This window comes from Mycolicibacter senuensis, from assembly GCF_002101885.1.
GTDB lineage: Bacteria > Actinomycetota > Actinomycetes > Mycobacteriales > Mycobacteriaceae > Mycobacterium > Mycobacterium senuense.
Window position 1 is genome coordinate 16,558 of sequence record NZ_LQPS01000028.1, and the last position, 18,929, is coordinate 35,486.

Genomic DNA, 18,929 nt, shown 5'->3' on the forward strand with positions numbered 1-18,929 from the left:
TGAGGGCGAGGCAGCGAGGACATGGATTTCGGGCTGGTTCCGCCGGAGATTCAATCTGCGTTGATCTACGCCGGACCGGGCCCCGGACCCATCTCAGCGACTGCCGCCGCCTGGGACGGCCTCGCCGCAGACCTGGACACCGCATCGGCTGCCTACGGATCATTGGTCACCGATCTGACCAGCATGCCGTGGTTGGGCACCGCGTCGGTGGAGATGGCGTCGGCGGTAGCCCCGTACGTGGCCTGGATGCAGCAGACAGCCGCTCAGGCCGTCGAGACCGCCGCCCAGGTCAGGGCCGGGACTGCCGCCTACGAGGAGGCGTTCGCCGCCACCGTGCCACCGCCGGTGGTCACCGCCAACCGGGCTGAACTGCTGGCTCTGATCGCCACGAACGTCTTCGGTCAGAACACTGCGGCCATCGCCGCCAATCAGGCCGAGTACGCCGAGATGTGGGCGCAGGACGCCGCGGCGATGTACGGCTACGCGGCCGCGGCGTCGGCCGCCACCCGACTCAGCTCTTTCACACCGCCGCCGAAGGTCGCCGATCCGAACGGCTCCGACCAGAGCGCCGCCGCGGCGGCCCAGGCCACCGAGGCCGGCCAGGGCGCCCTGCACCAGGGCATGCAGGCCGTTCCCCAGACGTTGCAACAACTCGCATCACCAATGGCGGCGGCACCGGTGGTGACCGATCCGATCGTGGGTGACGCCACCGCGGCCAGTGTTTCGGGGATCAGTGCGAGTTCGGCGTACCACTCCGTCATCGGTAGTGCCAATTTCTTCCAGCGCCTCTACAGCCAGTTCCAAAGCTCGTTCGCGAGCAGCAACGAACCCTCCACCACCGACATCATGGAACGGCTCAACCGGATCGGCCTGGTGACCGGCGCGGTCGACTCCGATGAGGTGGGGAAGGCCGCGGACGGCGGCCCACTGGGCACGCTTGGGCTCGGCGGGTTCGGGGACTGGCACAACTGGGAGCGTTTCTTCAGGGGGTTCCCTCTGCTGAAGCTCTCGGCGGCGGGGAGTATGGGTGAGTCGGGCCTGGTCGGCGGGTTGTCGGTGCCGCCGACGTGGGCCGAGGCGCTCCCGGACGTCCGGTTGGCAGCTGCGGAGACCACCGGCACCGCCGTCGATGCCGCCCCGAGCGCCACGGGCGGCGGGGTCGGCATGCTGGGCGCGCAAGCGGCACTGACGGGGATGGCCGGGCGTGCCCTGGCCGGCGCTGTGCTGCCCGCCCGGGAGAACACCCGGTCGACCGCCGGCGTCCGGGAGAGGCCGTCGAGTACCGCGGCCAAAGAGATCGCCGAAGCGTTACGCGAGTACGCGGCGCTGCGCGATTCCGGAATCATCACCGACGTGGAATTCAACAAACACAAAGAGCGCCTGATGAGCCTGGACCCGCTGTCGGGCCGGTGAAGCCGTGGCGCGGGCCACGTTTGGGGGCGCCCCCGGTGCATCGCACCCCGTCACGGCGCATGTCGCGTCGGTAAGCTCAACCCATGTTCTCGTTGCTGCCCGGAGTGCCCGGCCTGGACGACCTGCGCGGCGTCGCCCGCCGTATCGACACCGCTCGACACCACGGCGTGCCCAACGGCGTCGTGCTCGAGCTCGACCTGCAGTCCCTGCCGCACGAGACCGGCGGTTTCGACCCGCTGGCACTGATCCGTTCCGGTGCCCAACCGCCGGTGCTGCGTGACGTGGTTGACGCGATCCACCGGGCCTCCGACGACCCGAGGGTCGCCGGATTGATTGCGCGGGTGCAGCTTTCGGCGGCAGCTGCCGGTCCGGTCCAGGAGCTTCGGGCCGCGATCGCCGAGTTCACCGCCGTCAAACCGTCCCTGGCATGGGCCGAGACCTACCCGGGGACGCTGTCCTACTACCTGGCATCGGCCTTCGGCGAGGTATGGCTGCAACCGTCGGGGGTGGTCGGGCTGATCGGCTTCGCCACCAACGCGACGTTCCTGCGCACCGCGCTTGACAAGGCCGGTATCGAAGCGCAGTTCGTCGCGCGCGGCGAATACAAGTCGGCGGCCAACCTTTTCACCCAGGACTCTTACACCGATGCTCATCGCGAGGCCGACACCGCGCTGGTGGGCAGCCTGCACACCCAGGTGCGCCAGGCCGTCGCAGAATCCCGGAACCTGGACGCCGGCGCAGTCGACGCGCTGGCCGACCGGGCGCCGCTGCTGCGCGACGACGCGGTCGGTGGCGGTCTGATCGACCGGATCGGCTTCCGCGACGAGGCCTACGACCGGATCGCCGAGCTGGTCGCCGACGGCGGGCCGCCGGTGGGTGCGGACAACGACGACGCGCCGCCCCGGCTGTACCTGACGCGCTACGCGAGCGCGACCGCCGGGCGTCCGCTGGCGGCTGCCCCGGGCCTGCCGCTGCCGGGCCGCAAGAACAAGCCGGCAATCGCCGTGGTGACGGTGTCCGGCGCCATCGTCAGCGGCTCCGGTGGACCGCAGCTGTCCCCGTTCGGCAACCGCAGCGTCGGCGCCGACACGATTTCGGCGGCGCTGCGTGAGGCGAGCGCCGACGATGACGTCGCCGCGATCGTGCTGCGGGTCGACAGTCCCGGCGGCTCGGTCACCGGGTCGGAGACCATCTGGCGGGCGGTGCAGCAGGCCCGCGAGGCCGGCAAGCCGGTGGTGGCGTCGATGGGCGCGGTCGCCGCGTCCGGTGGGTACTACATCTCGGCGGGCGCGGACAGCATCGTGGCCAACCCCGGCACGATCACCGGATCGATCGGGGTGGTGACCGGCAAGCTGGTCGCCCGCGACCTCAAGGACCGCCTCGGGGTCGGCACCGACACGGTGCGCACCGGCGCCAACGCCGACGCCTGGTCGATCAACGCCCGGTTCACCGCCGAGCAGCAGAGCCAGGTCGAGACCGAAGCCGATCTGTTCTACAACGACTTCGTGGCGCGGGTCGCCCAAGGTCGCAACCTGTCCGCCGAGGCGGTCGACGCGGTCGCGCGGGGGCGGGTGTGGACCGGTGCCGACGCGGCCGAACGCGGCCTGGTCGACGAGCTCGGCGGGCTGCGCACCGCGGTGCGACGCGCCAAGGTGCTGGCCGGGCTGGACGAGGACGCGCAGGTCCGCACCGTGTCCTACCCGGGGTCGTCGCTGTGGGACTTCGTCCGGCCCCGGCAGTCCTCGCAGCCGGCGGCGGCGCTGCCCGATGCCGTCGGCGGGCTGCTGATGCGGTCGCTGGCCGGGATCATCGATCAGGCGGGGCGGTCGGTCAACGGCGCCCAGGTGCTGTGGCTGGGGGAATCGCGCTGGTGAGGACGTAACACAGATTCAACAAAGCGCTTCGCCACAGTAAAAGCTCGGTAACGCGTGCTTAACGAGTGCCGCCCATGCTTACGGGCATGAAACGGTTACTGCTGCTGGCGGGTCTGAGTGCGATGGTCGGCCTTGCCGCCCCCGCCAACGCCGCGCCGTCGGGCGTCGACGGGCAGTTCCTGGCCACCCTCTCGGGGGCGGGGCTGATCCACCGGGCCGGTGACCAGGCCACCGTCTCAGCCGGCCGCGCGGTGTGTCAGCTGATGGACGCGGGACTGTCCCCGATGGACACCGTCGTCGCGGTGCAGGCCACCAACCCCGGTTTCACCATTCAGACGGCCGGTCAGTTCGCTGCGATCTCCACCGCGCACTACTGCCCGGAGCACATGTAGCTTTCGTCGCACGCGCGCCGGGGCGCTGCCGGCGGCGGGCGCCTAGGTCTGCGGCCGGGCGCCCAGCACCTCGCCGAACAACGCCTGGCGCAGCGCGAGTTCCCGAGGATCGCTGTAGAGGTGAAAACCCAGACGGTTCATCACGTAGGAATAGCCGACACCGGTATCGGGGTCGGCGAATCCGAATGAGCCACCGAAACCTGGTGTGCCATACGCCTTGTCCGTAGAACCGAACACGGCACCGAACGCCGGTTTGGACAGCCCCAACGAGAACATCACCTCGACGCCCAGCACCTTGTCACGTTCGCCGCGGGACGGTGGGTCCGGCAGCGCGGTGAGCGCATCACGCACCCCGGCGTCCAGCGCCAGTAAGGGATCTGCGGTTGCGGCAGCGCCGTAGAGTCGCGCGATCGCCGAAGCGGTGCCGATGCCGTTGGCCGACGGGATCTCGACAGCGCGCACCTCGTCGCGGTTGTAGTCGCCGTCCCAGGGCTTGATGTCGCGCGGCAGGGAACTCGCCCGTGCCAGCAGGCCGAACGGGTTGAACGACGCGGCCACCAGCGCCGCGGGCAGCACGTCCAGATGCCGCAGCGACTCGGTCCGCTTCCACTGGTGCAGCAGCGCCACCTGCTCGCGCGGGACCGAAGCCGGTAGCCCGATGTGCAGGTCGAGTCCCAGGGGCGCGGCGATCTCGTCGGCGAAGAAGCGGCCGATGGTGCGCCCGGCAGGGTCGGTGCGGCGGATCAGTTCGGATTCGTATCAGCCCAGCGTGATCGCGTGATACCCGTGCCGGGTGCCCGGAGCCCACCGCGGTTTCTGGGCGGCCAGGATCGGCGCCAGCCGCTCCGGGTCGGCGATGTCGGCCAGAGCCGGTGCGGGTTTCAGCGCGCAGAGCCCGGCCCGATGGCCGAGCAGTTCGCGAATCGTGACGTCGCCCTTTCCGGCCTGGGCGAACTCGGGCCAGTGGTCGGCGACCTTGTCGTCGTAGCCGAACATCCCCCGTGACACCGCCAGCGCCACGGCAAGGGCCGCCACCCCTTTGGTGGACGAGAAGACGTTGACCATGGTGTCGGCCTGCCACGGTTGCCGGGCGAACCCGTCGCGGTAGCCGCCCCACAGGTCCACGACCTTGACGCCGTTGCGGTACACCGTGACCGCGGCACCCACCTCGTGGCCACCGGCGAAGTTCGCGCGAAACGCGTCGGCGATCTTGCCGTAGCCCTCATCGGCGTGGCCGCCGATCAGGTCTTGCGGAACATCGACTTTGAGCACCATTGCTGTGGTTATACCGTGGCCGGCGGTCAGGGATGGCCGGAACGACGCAGCTAGCTGCGAAGCGCTTCGATCGCCACCGAATTGCGCAGCCGGGCCACGATGTCGCCGTCGGGGAAGCTGCGGCCGTAGCAGCCGAAGACCTCTTCTCGGGCACGTTCGGTCACCTGCCAGCCCCGCTCGCCCAGATACGGCCCGACCGGGTGTCGCTCGCCGGCGTAGACCAGGTTGGCCATGTTGAGATCCAGGCCCTGATCTGCGAACCGCTGACCCGGCGACTGGGTCGAGTCGCCGAGCGCGGCGGCGCCGTCGGAGTGATACTCGGTGGCCAGCCGGCTGCCCGGCGCGCTGAGCGCGGTGATGTTGTCGAACAGCCGGTCTTGGGCCTCCGGGGGCAGATAGATGAGCAGGCCCTCCGCGCTCCACGCGGTCGGTTTGGTCTCGTCGAACCCGTTGCGGCGCAAGGCGTCCGGCCAATCGTCGCGCAGATCGACGGCAACCGGCCGGCGGTCGGCGGTGGGTCGGGCGCCCAGGCCGGCCAGGGTGCTGGTCTTGAACTCGATCACCTCGGGCTGGTCGATCTCGTAGACCGCGCTACCCGGCGGCCACGCCAGGCGGTAGGCCCGCGAATCCAATCCGGCGGCCAGGATGACGGCCTGACGGATGCCGGCGGCTGCGGCCTGGTCGAAGAAGTCGTCGAAGAACCGGGTGCGTACCGCCATCACGGTGGTTATCGGTTCGGCGGCGGTCTTGGCCTCCGCGGCCACCGCCGGTTCCAGCGTCCCGTCGAGCATCCCGGTGAAGAAGTCGATGCCCACGGCACGCACCAGCGGCCCCGCGAACGGGTCGGAGATGAGCGGATCGGCTTCGGCGGTGGCCAGGGCGCGGGCGACGGCGACCATGGTGGCGGTGGTACCGACGCCAGACGCCAGATCCCAGCTGTCGTTCTCGGTGCGCGCCATGGCCGTCAGCCCCGGATCGCGCTGATGTAGGACAGGTCGCCGAAGCCCGGACCGTCGCCCTCGTCGAGCGGCGGCAGCCCGTGCGCGGCGAACAATTCGCCGACGCCGTGACCGGTGACCTGCCAGCCGTGATCGGCCAGGTAGGCGCCGGCCTCGTTGCGGTCGCCGAAGTAGAGCAACTCCGTCATGTCGATGTCGACGCCGTGACTGCGCATCCGCTCAGCCGACTCGCGCATGCGTAGCCGGGCCTGCTGCTCGGTGTCGGCATCGAGGCCGGGGGAGCTCTCGGTGGCCATCCGACTGCCCGGTGCGCTCAGCGCGGTGATGGTGTCCAGCAGCCGGTCCTGTGCCTCGGGAGGCAGGTAACCCAGCAGTCCCTCGGCGCTCCAGGCGGTCGGCCGGTCCGGGTCCAAGCCCGCCGCTCGCAGCGCTGCCGCCCAGTCCTGGCGCAGGTCGATCGAGACGGTTCGCCGCTGCGCGGTCGGTGCCGCGCCGTGCTCGGCCAGCACCCTGGTCTTGAACTCGATCACCTCCGGCTGGTCGACCTCATAGACAATGGTTCCGGCCGGCCAGGCCAGCCGGAAGGCCCGGGAGTCCAGACCCGACGCCAGGATCACCGCCTGCCGGATGCCGCCGCCCGTCGCCGTGTCGGCACACGCGTCGGTGAAGAAGTCATCGAAGAACCGGGTGCGCACCGCCATGTTGTCGGCCATCCGCATCATGCCCAGCGGAGAGTCGTCGCCCAGGACGGCGGGGTCGATCGCGCCGCTGGCCAGCCCGGTGAACAGGTCCAGCCCGACGGCGCGCACCAGGGGTTCGGCGAACGGGTCGTCGATCAGGGGGCGATCGGCGCGGCCTGCCATCGCGCGGGCCGCGGCCACTCCGGTCGCGGTGACCCCCACGCTGGAGGCGAGATTCCAGGTGTCTCCGGGAAATCGGCCGGTACCTGCCATTGCGCAGCCTCCTTAGCTGGGCCGGGAACGCGGCCCGAAAGTTAGTTAGCGTATTTAATGAGCTATCGACGACTGTACGCCGGTCGGCTGATCTTCGGCTGGCAGGCGGGTGTCCCTGCGGCTGCCCGGCCCGCGGCGCTGAGCTGTTAGTCTCGTAGACTGCTGACGCGCCTGAAGACACGCGTGGCCGCATCATGACCGGTCGGCGCGTCGACGCGAAAGCGCAGGACCACCCCAGGACTAACACGGGCCGGAAGAAACCAGCCCAATGGCACGCCGCGACCGGACCTCGGCTGCGCAGGAGGAGAAGAGTGTTCTCGGCTTTCATCTCATCACTGCGGACGGTCGACCTACGGCGCAAGATCCTGTTCGCGCTGGGCATCATCATCATCTACCGGCTCGGCGCGGCCATCCCGTCGCCCGGCGTCGACTACCAGAACGTGCAGCAGTGCATCAAGGAGGTCAGCGGCGGCGACGCGGCGCAGGTCTATTCGCTGATCAACCTGTTCTCCGGCGGCGCGCTGCTGCAGCTGACGGTGTTCGCCATCGGCGTGATGCCCTACATCACCGCGAGCATCATCGTGCAGTTGCTGACCGTGGTCATCCCGCGCTTCGAGGAGCTGCGCAAAGAAGGCCAGTCCGGCCAGAACAAGATGACGCAGTACACCCGTTATCTGACGGTCGCGCTGGCCGTGCTGCAGGCGACGTCCATTGTGGCGCTGGCCGCCAACGGCGGGCTGCTGCAGACCTGCAGCCTGCGCCACGACATCATCGCCGACCACAGCATCTTCACCCTGATCGTCATCGTGATGGTGATGACCGCCGGCGCGGTGCTGGTGATGTGGCTCGGTGAGCTGATCACCGAGCGCGGCATCGGCAACGGCATGTCGCTGCTGATCTTCGTCGGTATCGCCGCTCGTATCCCGATCGAGGGCAAGACCATCCTGGACTCCCGCGGCGGCCTGGTCTTCACCATGGTCTGCCTGGCCGCGCTGGTCATCGTCGTCGGTGTGGTCTTCGTCGAGCAGGGGCAGCGCCGGATCCCGGTGCAGTACGCCAAGCGGATGGTCGGCCGGCGCATGTACGGCGGCACCTCGACGTACCTGCCGCTCAAGGTCAACCAGGCCGGTGTTATCCCGGTCATCTTCGCCTCGTCGCTGATCTACATTCCGCAGCTGGTCACCCAGCTGGTCCGCAGCGGAAGTGGCGGTGTCGGCAACAGCTGGTGGGACAAGGCCGTCAGCACCTACCTGTCGGATCCGTCCAACCTGGTCTACATCGCCGTGTACTTCGGCCTGATCATCTTCTTCACGTACTTCTACGTGTCGATCACGTTCAACCCCGACGAGCGTGCCGACGAGATGAAGAAGTTCGGCGGGTTCATTCCGGGTATCCGGCCGGGACGCCCGACCGCGGACTACCTGCGTTTCGTGCTCAACCGGATCACGCTGCCGGGCTCGATCTACCTGGGCGTGATCTCCGTGCTGCCCAACCTGTTCTTGCAGATGGGCAACTCCGGAACGGTGCAGAACCTGCCGTTCGGCGGTACTGCGGTGCTGATCATGATCGGCGTCGGCCTTGACACCGTCAAGCAGATCGAGAGCCAGCTCATGCAGCGCAACTACGAAGGGTTCCTCAAGTGAGAGTCATCCTGCTGGGACCGCCCGGGGCGGGCAAGGGCACGCAGGCCGTCAAACTGGCCCAGGAGCTGGGTGTCCCGCAGATCTCCACCGGCGATCTGTTCCGCAGCAATATCGCCGAGGGCACCGAGCTGGGCCGCAAGGCCAAGGCGTACCTGGACGCCGGTGACCTGGTGCCCTCCCAGTTGACCAACGCGCTGGTCGCCGACCGCATCGACGGCGACGACGCCGCCAAGGGTTTCATCCTCGACGGCTTTCCGCGATCGGTGGAGCAGGCCCAGGCGCTGCACGACATGCTGGAGGAGCGCAACACCAAGCTGGACGCGGTGCTGGAGCTGCGGGTCAGCGAGGACGAACTGCTCGCCCGGCTGCGGGATCGGGGCCGTGCCGACGACACCGCCGAGGTCATCCACAACCGGATGATCGTCTACCGCGAGGAGACCGCGCCGCTACTGGACTTCTACCAGCACGAGCACGACCTGCATGTCGTGGATGCGCTCGGTACCGTCGACGAGGTCTTCGGCCGGCTGCTCAAGGCGCTGGGACGCTAAGTGATCGGACTGCCGAAGCGGCGGGTGCCGCATCGCAGCCCGGGGGAGCTCGACGCGATGGCTGCGGCAGGCGCCGTCGTGGCCGCGGCACTGGCCGCGGTGCGTGAGGCCGCCGTGGTGGGCACCTCGACCCTGCAATTGGACGAGATCGCCGAGTCGGTGATCCGGGAAGCGGGTGCAACGCCGTCGTTCCTGGGCTATCACGGCTTTCCGGCCTCGATCTGCAGCTCAGTGAACGATCGTGTGGTGCATGGCATCCCGTCGTCGGCCGAGGTGCTCGAGCTCGGTGACCTGGTGTCCATCGACTGCGGTGCGATCCTGGACGGCTGGCACGGCGATGCGGCGATCACCCTCGGTGTCGGCAAACTGGCGCAGGCCGACGAGGACCTGTCGGCGGCAACCCGGCAGGCGCTGGGGGCCGGGATCGCCGCGATGGTGCCGGGCAACCGGCTCAGCGATGTCTCGCATGCCATCGAGACGGGGGCCCGCGCCGCGTCGGCCGAGTTCCGCCGCTCGTTCGGCATCGTCGCCGGCTACGGCGGACACGGTATCGGCCGCCAGATGCACATGGACCCGTTCCTGCCTAACGAGGGGTCTCCGGGTAAGGGGCCGCTGCTGGTGAGCGGGTCGGTGCTGGCGATCGAGCCGATGCTGACGCTGGGCACCGACCAGACCGTGGTGCTCGACGACGAGTGGACCGTCGTCACCGCCGACAGTTCCCGTGCGGCGCACTGGGAACACACCGTGGCGGTCACCGATGACGGGCCGCGAATCCTGACCGTGGCCTAACGGTTCGAACACTTCAGTTCCCACCCGGTCGCAGCCAAAAGTGATAAGAACGGGCGTGGACTTCCACCCTCCCGACGACGCGGACCCGATTGCGCTGGCCCGCGCCAATTGGGAGCGGGCCGGCTGGGGCGCGGTCGCCGACGGGATGGTGGCGGTGACGTCGGTGATGCGGGCGCATCAGATCCTGCTGGCGCGGGTGGAGGCGACGCTGCGGCCTTACGACCTGAGTTTCTCCCGGTTCGAGTTGCTGCGGTTGCTGGCGTTCAGCCGGTCCGGGGCACTGCCGATCACCAAGGCGTCCGATCGGCTGCAGGTCCACGTCACCAGCGTGACGCACGCGATCCGGCGGCTGGAGGCCGCGGGTCTGGTGGAGCGGCTGCCGCACCCCACCGACGGCCGTACCACGCTGGTGTCGATCACCGACGCGGGCCGCTCGACGGTGGCCGATGCGACGGCCAGCCTCAACAGCGAGGTGTTCTCCGACATCGGGATGTCGACGCAGGAGTCGCGCCTGCTGTCGTCGGCGATCGAGACGTTGCGGCGCAACGCCGGGGATTTCTGACGGGCGTTTCGGGGTTGTGTTTCCGGGCGCGAGGGTGCGTAATCCCGGGTGTTCAGCCCGGTGTGTCGGCCGGGGACGCGCACTCTCGCGCAGCCGGGGACGGCACCGGGATGGTGGCCGTGACGGCGGTGCCCGCACCCGGCCGCGAGCGGATGTTGAGCCGGCCGCCCACCAGCTCGGCGCGCTCGGCCATCGACAGCACCCCGTAGCCGCCCATGTCGTCGCCGCCCACCGGGTGCTCGAAGGTGTCGAAACCCACGCCATCGTCGACGATCTCCAACCGTGCGACGGCGGGGTCGGTGGTCACCGTGAATCCCAGCCGGACCGTCGTCGCGGCGGCATGCTTGACGACGTTCTGCAGGCCCTCCTGCGCGATCCGGTACAGCGCCAGCTCGATGTGCTCGGGCAGCCGGATCTCGGCCAGGTCCAGCTCGATCTTGAGTTGCGGTATGGACTGCGCCAGGCTGGCCAGCCCGCCGGACAGGCCCAGGTCGTCGAGCACCGGCGGCCGCAGCCCGCTGATCGCCACCCGGGTCTCCTGCAGCGTCAGCCGGGCCAGTTCCCGGGCGGCCTCGAGTTGCTGCGACGCCTCGTCCGGATCGTTGCCGACCGCCCGGGCGGCGGCGTCCAGCCGGTAGGCCAGCGTCACCAGCCGCTGCGAGATGCCGTCGTGGATGTCGCCGGCCAGCCGGCGGCGCTCGATCTCCTGGGCCTCGATCACCTGCTCGACGAAGAGTTCGTGGGCGCGTTCGCGCGCCACCAGCTGCCGGTGCAGCCGGGCCTGGTGCATGGCGCCGGCGATGAGCCGGCCGATCACCCGCAGCAGCTCGATGTCGCCGGGGGCGAAGTCGCGGCGGGTCACGGTGTGCACGTTGAGCACCCCCACGAGGCCGCCCGGATCGGTCTCCATCGGCACCGAGACCATCGAGGTGAAATCGCGTCCGCGCAGCGACTCGATCGGCACGTACCGCGGGTCGGCCTCCTTGTCGTCGCTGATCACCACCGGCTCGCGGTGCCGGGCGACCCAGCCGGAGACTCCCGACTCCAGCGGCAGCCGGATCTTGCCCACCTCGGTGTCGAACGGCGGGGTGGCGCCGGTCAGGGTCAGCGAGCGTTCGGTGTCGTCGAGGACGTGCACGAAGCAGACGTCGGTGCCGGTGGCCGCGGTGATCATCCGGGCGGCCGCGGCGGCCAGCGGCTCCACCCCGGGCCCGCTGGAGGCGGCCTGGATGAGCTCCCGTAGCAGCGCCAGCTCGTGGTTGGCGTCGACGAAATCACGGAAATCGCGTACCGCGCCCGACTTGCGGGCACGGGACCGGTTGTTGGCGGAGGAACTCACCGGTAGATGCCTTCGCGCAGCGCGGTGGCCACCGCGCCGGTGCGGTCGGAGACCCCCAGTTTGCGGTAGATCGAACGAAGGTGGCTCTTGACGGTCTCGTCGCCGATCACCAGTTTGGTGGCGATGCCGCGGTTGGACAGCCCGCTGACCATGCAGGCCAGGATCTCACTCTCCCGCTGGGTCAGGCCCTGACGGGCACCCGGCCAGAACTCGTCGCGTTGCAGTCGCGCCGCGGTGCCGGCCGCCCGGGCCGCCAGGGCGGGGTCGATCACCGTCTCGCCGCGGTGGGCCAGCTCGATCTGGTGCACCAGGTCGTCGCTGCTGATGCTCTTGAGCAGGTAGCCGCTCGCACCCACCCGCAGCGCTTCGAACAGGTACTGCTCGTCGTCGTAGACCGACAGCATCACAATTTTGCGTTCCGGGTCGCGTTCCCGCAGCGCCAGGCACAGGTCCAGGCCGCTTTCACCGCGCATCCGCACGTCGCACAGCACGACGTCGGGATCGGTGTCGGCGACCACGGCGAGGGCCTGGTCGGCGCTGATCGCCTGCCCCACCACCTCGATGCGGTCGGAGAACGCGGTGAGCATGGCCCGCAGGCCCTCGATCACCATCTCGTGATCGTCGACGAGCACCAGTCGCACGGGCATAGCAAGACAATAAGGCCCCGGCGGTTCAGTGCCCCCGCTCAGACCCTCCGGCGATTACCCGGACGGTTCCCCCGGATGGGGGAGGACGGCCGGGCTGTTTTTCGGCATCCTGCTGTTATGCAGATCACAACCGAGCTCGCGACATGGACCAGTGCCGCCCGCCCGTTCTGGTGGGACCAGGTGCAACCGGATGCCGAGGTGTACCCCCTGCAAGCGGTGATCTTCGACATCGACGCTCTTTCCGACGCCGACGGGGAGTCCCGCTCCGGACTGATCGACCTGGTGCTGAGCCTGTTCGCCACCGGCCTCTGGGTGGCGGTGGTCGGGGCCGGACCGCGCGACTGGGTGCAGCCGCGGGTGCGGGAGCTGATCGGGGACGGCATGGCCGAGACCGTCGTCTGCGCCGACGACCTGACCGGTCCCGCCGGTGACGGCGAGCTCTACCGGCTGGCGCTGTGGGAGCTGGGCATCGTCGCCGGCGAGGCACTGGTGATCACCGGGTCCGAGGCCGGTGCCCGGGCCGCCGCCGGGGCCGGCCTGCCGGTGGTCAACGCGGGCTCGGCCGGGTACGACGGGCTGTCGGCCCGCGGGTGCCGGGAGCTGCAGGCGCAGCTGGTGGTCGAGCGGTTCAACGGGCGCGTAGCAGGTTGACGACTGCGCGCCCGTGCTCGATGCGCGGCGCAGTGATCATTTGACGTTGACCCCGTCGGCCATCGACCATGACGTGGTGCGTCGACTGGTGCTTCTGCTGTGCGCAGCGCTGTGCGCGATGGGGGTGACCTCGGTGACCGCGCCACTGGCCGCGGCGGTCGTCGATCCCTGGTTCGCCGAGGCGGTCGGGAATGCCACCCAGGTGGTTTCGGTTGTCGGCGTGGGTCATTCGATCGCAAAGATCGATGTTTATCAGCGGACTACCGCGGGCTGGGAACCCGTGGCGGCCGGGATTCCGGCGTATGTCGGCTCGGCGGGCATCACCCGGCAAACCAAAGAAGGCGAGCCGTCGACTCCGATGGGGTTTTACCCGCTCGATTCCGCATTCGGCACCGCTCCGAATCCCGGCGGCGGCCTGCCGTATGTGCAGGTCGGATCCGACCACTGGTGGGACAGCGACTCCAACAGCCCGACCTACAACACCATGCAGATCTGCAAGAAAGCCCAGTGCCAGTTCGACACGGCGGCCAGCGAGAACCTCAACATCCCGCAGTACCGGCACGCGGTGGTCATCGGCGTCAACAAGTCCCGTACACCCGGTGACGGCTCCGCCTACTTCTTTCACACCAGCGGCGGCGGGCCGACAGCGGGTTGCGTGGCGATCGACGACGCCACGCTCGTGAAGATCATCGGCTGGCTGAGGCCGGGCGCGGTGATGGCAATCGCGAAGTAGTCGCTCAGCTGCTGCGCAGCAGGTTGATCACCGCGCTGAAGTCTTCGCCGCCGTGCTCGGCGGCGAACTCGCGGTAAATCTGCGCGGCGTGGCTGCCCAGCGGGGCGTTCGCGCCGGTTGAGCCCACCGCGTCCATCGCCAGGTGCAGATCCTTGTCCATCAGCGCGGTGGCGAATCCCGGCTCGAAGTTCCGGTTCGCCGGGGAGGTGGGCACCGGCCCGGGAACCGGGCAGTTGGTGTGCAGCGCCCAGCAGTTCCCGGTAGCGCCGGTCATCACGTCGAACAGCGCCTGGTCGGCCAGGCCGAGTTTCTCGGCCAGCACGAACGCCTCGGCGACGGCCACCTGCTGGACGGCCAGCACCATGTTGTTGCAGATCTTGGCGGCCTGGCCGGCGCCGGCCGCGCCGCAGTGGGTGACCTTGGCCGCCATCGGCTCGAGCACCGGCGTCGCGCGCTGCACGGCGTCCGGCTCTCCGCCGACCATGAACGCCAACCGCCCGGCGACCGCACCGGTGACCCCGCCGGACACCGGCGCGTCGAGTTGGGCGAGCCCGTGTGAGCCGGCCAGCGCGTGCACCTCGCGTGCGTCGGCGACCGAGATGGTGGAGCTGTCGATGAACAGGGTGCCCGGCCCGGCCGCCGGCAGGATGTCGGCGTAGCAGCGTTTCACCGCGTCGCCGTGCGGCAGCATGGTGATCACCACGCCGGCGCCGGCGACCGCTTCGGAAGCCGACGGCTGGACGCTCACCCCGCGCTGCTCGGCGGCCGTGGCCGCCGCCGGCACCGGGTCGAAGCCGCGCACGGTATGCCCGGCGGACACCAGATTCGCCGACATCGGACCACCCATGTGTCCCAATCCCAGAAATGCGACGGTCTGCATCGAAGCTCCTAGCTGCCGGTCCGGACCCGAGCGGCCTCGGCTCGGCCGACGACCATCCGCATGATCTCGTTGGTGCCCTCCAGGATGCGGTGCACGCGCAGATCCCGGACGATCTTCTCCAGACCGTACTCGCGCAGGTACCCGTAGCCGCCGTGCAGCTGCAGTGCCTGATCGGCCACGGTGAAGCAGGCGTCGGTGACGTAGCGCTTGGCCATCGCGCACAGTTCCACCTTGTCCTCGGCGCCGTCGTCGAGGGCGGTCGCCGCCCGCCACAGCAGCAGCCGGGAGGTCTCCAGTGCGGTGGCCATGTCGGCCAGGGTGAACCGGATCGTCGGCTCGTCGAGCAGCGGCTTGCCGAACGCGATCCGGTCGGCCAGGTAGGCGCCGGTCTTGTCGAACGCGGCCCGGCCGCCGCCCAGTGAGCAGGCCGCGATGTTGATCCGGCCGCCGTTGAGGCCGTTCATCGCGATAGCAAAACCGGAGCCGTTTCCGTCTTCGCCGCCGAGCATCGCTTCGGCGGGCACCCGCACCCCGTCCAGGATCACCTGCGCTGTCGGTTGGGCGTTCCAGCCCATCTTCTGCTCGGCGGCTCCGAAACTCAGTCCCGGAGTGTCCTTGTCGATGATGAACGCCGAGATCCCGCGAGGGCCGTCGGCCCCGGTGCGCGCCATCACCACATACACGTCCGAGACCCCGGCGCCGGAGATGAACTGCTTGACGCCGTCGAGCACGTAATCTGCGTTCTGTCCGGGCCCGGACCGCACCGCGCGGGTGCTCAACGCGCTGGCATCGGAGCCGGCGCCGGGCTCGGTCAGGCAGTAACTGGCGACCGCGGTCATCGGCGCCAGCTGCGGCACCCAGGTCTTGCGTTGTTCTTCGGTGCCGTAGCTGTCGATCATCCAGGCGCACATGTTGTGGATCGACAGGTAGGCGGCGATCACCGGGTCGGCGATGGCAAGTTGCTCGAAGATACGCACGCCGTCGAGGCGGCGCAGCCCGGAGCCACCGGCATCCTCACGGCAGTAGATCGCCGCCATGCCCAACTCGGCCGCCTCCCGCATCACCTCGACCGGGAAGTGGTGTGTGGCATCCCATTCCAGCGCGTGCGGGGCGAGCCGCTTCTCGGCGAACGCCGCCGCTGTCTCGACGATCACCCGTTCTTCGTCATCCATCAGGGTCTTCATGTGTCCAACCCCTATTGCATTGTGGGGATGTGGAATTCGGCGCCGTCCTTGATGCCCGACGGCCAGCGCTGGGTGACGGTCTTGACCTTGGTGTAGAAGGTGATCGACGCGGTGCCGTGCTGGTTGAGGTCGCCGAAGCCGGAGCGCTTCCAACCGCCGAACGTGTGGTAGGCCACCGGCACCGGGATCGGCACGTTCACCCCGACCATGCCGACCTGCACCCGGGAGGTGAAGTCGCGGGCGGTGTCGCCGTCGCGGGTGAAGATCGCCACGCCGTTGCCGTACTCGTGTTCGGAGGGAAGCGCCAGGGCCTCTTCGTAGTCCTTGGCGCGCACCATGCACAACACCGGGCCGAAGATCTCGTCGGTGTAGATCGACATCTCGGTGGTGACGTGGTCGAACAGGGTCGGCCCGGCGAAGAAGCCACCGGAGAGGTCCGCGTCCCCGAACTGGGTGTCGTCGCTGGCCCGTTCCCGGCCGTCGATCACCAGTTCGGCGCCGGCGGCCACCCCTTGGCCGATGTAGTCGTTGACCCGGTCGAGGGCGGCGCGGGTGACCAGCGGGCCGTAGTCGGCCTTGGGGTCGAGGCTGTGGCCCACCCGCAGGCCGTTGATCCGCTCGGTCAGCCGGGCGCGCAGCCGCTCGGCGGTCTGCTCGCCGACCGGCACCGCCACCGAGATCGCCATGCACCGCTCGCCGGCGCTGCCGTAGCCGGCGCCGATCAAGGCGTCGACGGCCTGGTCCAGGTCGGCGTCGGGCATCACGATCATGTGGTTCTTCGCCCCGCCGAAGCACTGCGCCCGCTTGCCGTTGGCGGTCGCCGTGGAGTAGATGTACTGCGCGATGTCGGAGCTGCCGACGAAACCGATCGCGGCGACGTCCGGGTGGTGCAGCAGCGCGTCGACGGCTTCCTTGTCGCCGTGCACCACCTGCAGCACCCCCGGCGGCAGCCCAGCCTCGACGAACAACTCGGCCAGCCGCACCGGCACCGAGGGGTCGCGCTCGGACGGCTTGAGGATGAAGGCGTTACCGCAGGCCAGTGCCGGCCCGGCCTGCCACAGCGGGATCATCGCGGGGAAGTTGAACGGGGTGATCCCGGCGACCACGCCCAGCGGCTGGCGCAGCGAGAAAACGTCGATGCCCGGCCCGGCCCCCTCGGTGTGCTCGCCCTTGAGCAAGTGCGGGATGCCGACGGAGAACTCGATCACCTCGATGCCGCGTTGAATGTCGCCGCGGGCGTCCTCGAGGGTCTTGCCGTGCTCGCGTGAGAGCAGCTCGGCCAGTTCGTCGATGTTGTCGTTGACCAGGTTGATGAAGCGCATCATCACCCGGGCGCGGCGTTGCGGGTTCTGGGCGGCCCAGCCGCGCTGGGCGGCCGCAGCCGATGCGACCGCGCCGTCGACGTCGGCGGCGTTGGCCAGCGGCAGCGTCGCCTGGACCCCGCCGGTGTTGGGGTCGAAGACGTCGGTGCTGCGTTGCGATCCGCCGGCGGTGCGGCGGCCGTCGATGAAGTGTGGAATCTGAGTGCTCATGCGTCATCCCCGTGAAGTCGTGGTGAGCCGGGCCGGCCCTACCCCGAAGAATACTAGGACATCCTAGTAAATGCGAGGGGGTCACGTGCCGCGGGTGCGGTCCGGCACGGTTGGGGCCTAGATCAGGCCTAAATCCGCGCCACCCGCGGGGTGAAGCAGCCGTGGAATGTCAGCGGCAGATGGTGCCGGAGCCGTCCGGTGAAGACCGGGCCGGCGGCCACGTTCTTGGCGTCGAACACCAGCAGGCCGGCGATGTTGTTGATGCCGTCTTGGCACGGCACCAGCAGCCAGCCGTCGTCCTCGTCGGTGCCGCCGGGCCGGCCCGCGAAGACGCCCTCGTGCGGCAGGTGGCCCGGCGGTAGCGCGTACATGAGCTGTGTCCCTGTGCTGTTGTCGATGCGGGCGACCGCATTCGGGTAGCCGGCGGCGCCGGTGCTCGCCGACAGGTAGGTGTAGCGCTGCGGCAAGCCGGTGCGGGTCAGGTTGAACGTCGGAAACTCGCCGTAGCTCTCGGTGAGCCGTTCCGACGCCACCCTGCCCGACGGTGTGATCCGCAGCCGCGTCAGATGCCCCCCGTAGGGCATGGTGCCGGTCTGGGCCAGCGCCTGCACCGAGGAGAGCTGGCCGTTGAGGTCTTCCCAGGTGGCGTCGTAGTCGACCAGTTCGACGATGGTGTCGCCCCGGTCCTCGTAGGCGTTGGCCAGGTGCAGGTGCAGCGTCGGATCGGTGTGCAGCACACGGGGTTTGCCGCCGTCCCGCGGCACCAGTGCGATCATGGTGCCGCGGGACGCGTCGTAGTCGATGGCATCGATGAAGTTGCGCATCCCCAGGCCCGCGGCGAGCATCTTGGCGGGCGGAAACAGCAGCGGCGGGATCACGAACACCATGTGACGTGCGGTCAGTCCGACATCATGGTTGAACATCGGCGCCGGCAGCTTGAGCTGCCCCAAGCGGTGCAGCGTGCCGGCGCGGTCCACCCGGTAGCAGATCAGCTTGGGGATGGGCATCATCGCCATGCCGAAGTTGAACATCTCGCCCGTCACGGGATCCCACTTCGGGTGGGCCGAGAAGGCGCCCAGCCACTTCAGCTTGCCGCCGAATCGGTGAATACCGATGGTGTCCAGGGTGTCCGGGTCGATCTCGGTGGGCGGGCCGCCCTCCCATAGCGCCAGCAGCTTTCCGGCATGCACGACCACGCCGGTGTTGGCGACGTTGGCCGGAAAGCGCAGCGCGTTGGTCCAGATCCCGCCCGGGCGCATCGTTCCCAGCGCGCGGTACGGAGCTCCCTTGGACGCCAGCGATTTCCGGTAGTGCTTGGTGGCGACGTAGCGGTTGCGGTAGTGCAGCCTGCCGTCGGCGAAGGTGAACATCGACAGCATGCCGTCGCCGTCGAAGAGATGGCCGAGTTGCTGGCCTCCGGCGTCGAGCTTCCCGGGTCCGTTGCGGTACAGCGTGCCATGCAGGTCGGCGGGGAGTTCGCCGTCGTAGTCGTCGACGACGTAGTCGAATTCGTCATACAGCGGGGCGTAGGCGGTGACACTGGGGCTGGGCATGG

The 18,929-nt window shown here is 69.2% G+C and carries 17 protein-coding genes and 1 pseudogene; 9 read left to right on the forward strand and 9 right to left on the reverse strand.

The features are described 5' to 3' along the window. Positions 1-21 precede the first annotated feature (21 nt). The 3 genes from AWC24_RS06240 (at position 22) to AWC24_RS06250 (ending at position 3,679) form a co-directional block, all read left to right on the forward strand. Positions 22-1,413 (forward strand): PPE family protein, SVP subgroup, encoded by a 1,392-nt coding sequence (locus AWC24_RS06240; RefSeq protein WP_085083096.1) that lies wholly within the window; start codon positions 22-24, stop codon positions 1,411-1,413. 83 nt (positions 1,414-1,496) lie between these two features. Beyond that, positions 1,497-3,287, forward strand: coding sequence for a signal peptide peptidase SppA (sppA, locus tag AWC24_RS06245; protein WP_085083098.1), 1,791 nt, complete (start codon positions 1,497-1,499; stop codon positions 3,285-3,287). 86 nt (positions 3,288-3,373) lie between these two features. Beyond that, positions 3,374-3,679 (forward strand): DUF732 domain-containing protein, encoded by a 306-nt coding sequence (locus AWC24_RS06250; protein WP_207568307.1) that lies wholly within the window; start codon positions 3,374-3,376, stop codon positions 3,677-3,679. Between the two features lie 42 nt (positions 3,680-3,721). Here AWC24_RS06250 and AWC24_RS06255 read toward each other — a convergent pair. From AWC24_RS06255 to AWC24_RS06265, 3 genes and pseudogenes are all read right to left on the reverse strand, one after another. Beyond that, positions 3,722-4,954, reverse strand: a pseudogene (locus AWC24_RS06255) (serine hydrolase domain-containing protein). A gap of 50 nt (positions 4,955-5,004) precedes the next feature. Continuing rightward, complete coding sequence (locus AWC24_RS06260) at positions 5,005-5,913, reverse strand: class I SAM-dependent methyltransferase (RefSeq protein ID WP_085083102.1); 909 nt, start codon at positions 5,911-5,913, stop codon at positions 5,005-5,007. A gap of 5 nt (positions 5,914-5,918) precedes the next feature. Continuing rightward, positions 5,919-6,866 carry a class I SAM-dependent methyltransferase gene (locus tag AWC24_RS06265; protein WP_085083104.1) on the reverse strand — a complete coding sequence of 316 codons (948 nt, stop codon included), beginning with the start codon at positions 6,864-6,866 and terminating at the stop codon, positions 5,919-5,921. Between the two features lie 311 nt (positions 6,867-7,177). On the opposite strand from AWC24_RS06265, the gene secY reads away from it, so the two are divergent. The 4 genes from secY to AWC24_RS06285 are packed head-to-tail and all read left to right on the forward strand — an operon-like array spanning position 7,178 to position 10,408. After that, positions 7,178-8,509, forward strand: a complete 1,332-nt coding sequence (gene secY, locus AWC24_RS06270) for a preprotein translocase subunit SecY (protein ID WP_085083106.1) — start codon at positions 7,178-7,180, stop codon at positions 8,507-8,509. After that, complete coding sequence (locus AWC24_RS06275) at positions 8,506-9,057, forward strand: adenylate kinase (protein WP_085083108.1); 552 nt, start codon at positions 8,506-8,508, stop codon at positions 9,055-9,057. The genes secY and AWC24_RS06275 overlap by 4 nt, the downstream gene beginning before the upstream one ends. Beyond that, positions 9,058-9,846, forward strand: coding sequence for a type I methionyl aminopeptidase (gene map / locus AWC24_RS06280; protein ID WP_085083110.1), 789 nt, complete (start codon positions 9,058-9,060; stop codon positions 9,844-9,846). It begins immediately after the preceding gene. A gap of 55 nt (positions 9,847-9,901) precedes the next feature. After that, entirely contained in the window at positions 9,902-10,408 is a 507-nt protein-coding gene (locus AWC24_RS06285) for a MarR family winged helix-turn-helix transcriptional regulator (protein ID WP_085083111.1), read from the forward strand. Between the two features lie 52 nt (positions 10,409-10,460). On the opposite strand, the gene AWC24_RS06290 is transcribed toward AWC24_RS06285, so the two are convergent. Together AWC24_RS06290 and AWC24_RS06295 are read right to left on the reverse strand one after the other, a co-directional pair. Beyond that, positions 10,461-11,747 (reverse strand): GAF domain-containing sensor histidine kinase, encoded by a 1,287-nt coding sequence (locus tag AWC24_RS06290; protein ID WP_207568308.1) that lies wholly within the window; start codon positions 11,745-11,747, stop codon positions 10,461-10,463. After that, entirely contained in the window at positions 11,744-12,394 is a 651-nt protein-coding gene (locus AWC24_RS06295) for a response regulator (protein WP_085083113.1), read from the reverse strand. Before AWC24_RS06295 ends, AWC24_RS06290 begins: the two co-directional genes overlap by 4 nt. 117 nt (positions 12,395-12,511) lie before the next feature. Here AWC24_RS06295 and AWC24_RS06300 point away from each other — a divergent pair, with 117 nt between their 5' ends. Both AWC24_RS06300 and AWC24_RS06305 read left to right on the forward strand, forming a co-directional pair. Then, complete coding sequence (locus AWC24_RS06300) at positions 12,512-13,045, forward strand: HAD family hydrolase (RefSeq protein ID WP_085083115.1); 534 nt, start codon at positions 12,512-12,514, stop codon at positions 13,043-13,045. Between the two features lie 76 nt (positions 13,046-13,121). After that, on the forward strand, positions 13,122-13,778 hold the full coding sequence (locus tag AWC24_RS06305) for a L,D-transpeptidase family protein (RefSeq protein ID WP_085083281.1): 657 nt from the start codon (positions 13,122-13,124) through the stop codon (positions 13,776-13,778). A 4-nt stretch (positions 13,779-13,782) separates the two neighbouring features. Here the strand turns inward: AWC24_RS06305 and mmsB are convergent, their stop codons facing one another. The 4 genes from mmsB to AWC24_RS06325 form a co-directional block, all read right to left on the reverse strand. Further along, positions 13,783-14,658: a 3-hydroxyisobutyrate dehydrogenase gene (gene mmsB / locus AWC24_RS06310; protein ID WP_085083117.1), complete on the reverse strand. Its 876-nt coding sequence runs from the start codon at positions 14,656-14,658 to the stop codon at positions 13,783-13,785. 8 nt (positions 14,659-14,666) lie between these two features. Next, entirely contained in the window at positions 14,667-15,842 is a 1,176-nt protein-coding gene (locus tag AWC24_RS06315; RefSeq protein ID WP_085083119.1) for an acyl-CoA dehydrogenase family protein, read from the reverse strand. 11 nt (positions 15,843-15,853) lie between these two features. Beyond that, a complete protein-coding gene (locus AWC24_RS06320; protein WP_085083121.1) occupies positions 15,854-17,374 on the reverse strand; it encodes a CoA-acylating methylmalonate-semialdehyde dehydrogenase in 1,521 nt (506 codons plus the stop codon). Between the two features lie 128 nt (positions 17,375-17,502). Further along, the gene (locus tag AWC24_RS06325; protein ID WP_085083123.1) at positions 17,503-18,927 is read right to left on the reverse strand and encodes a carotenoid oxygenase family protein; all 1,425 of its coding nucleotides are present in this window, start codon (positions 18,925-18,927) and stop codon (positions 17,503-17,505) included. Positions 18,928-18,929: the final 2 nt, after the last annotated feature.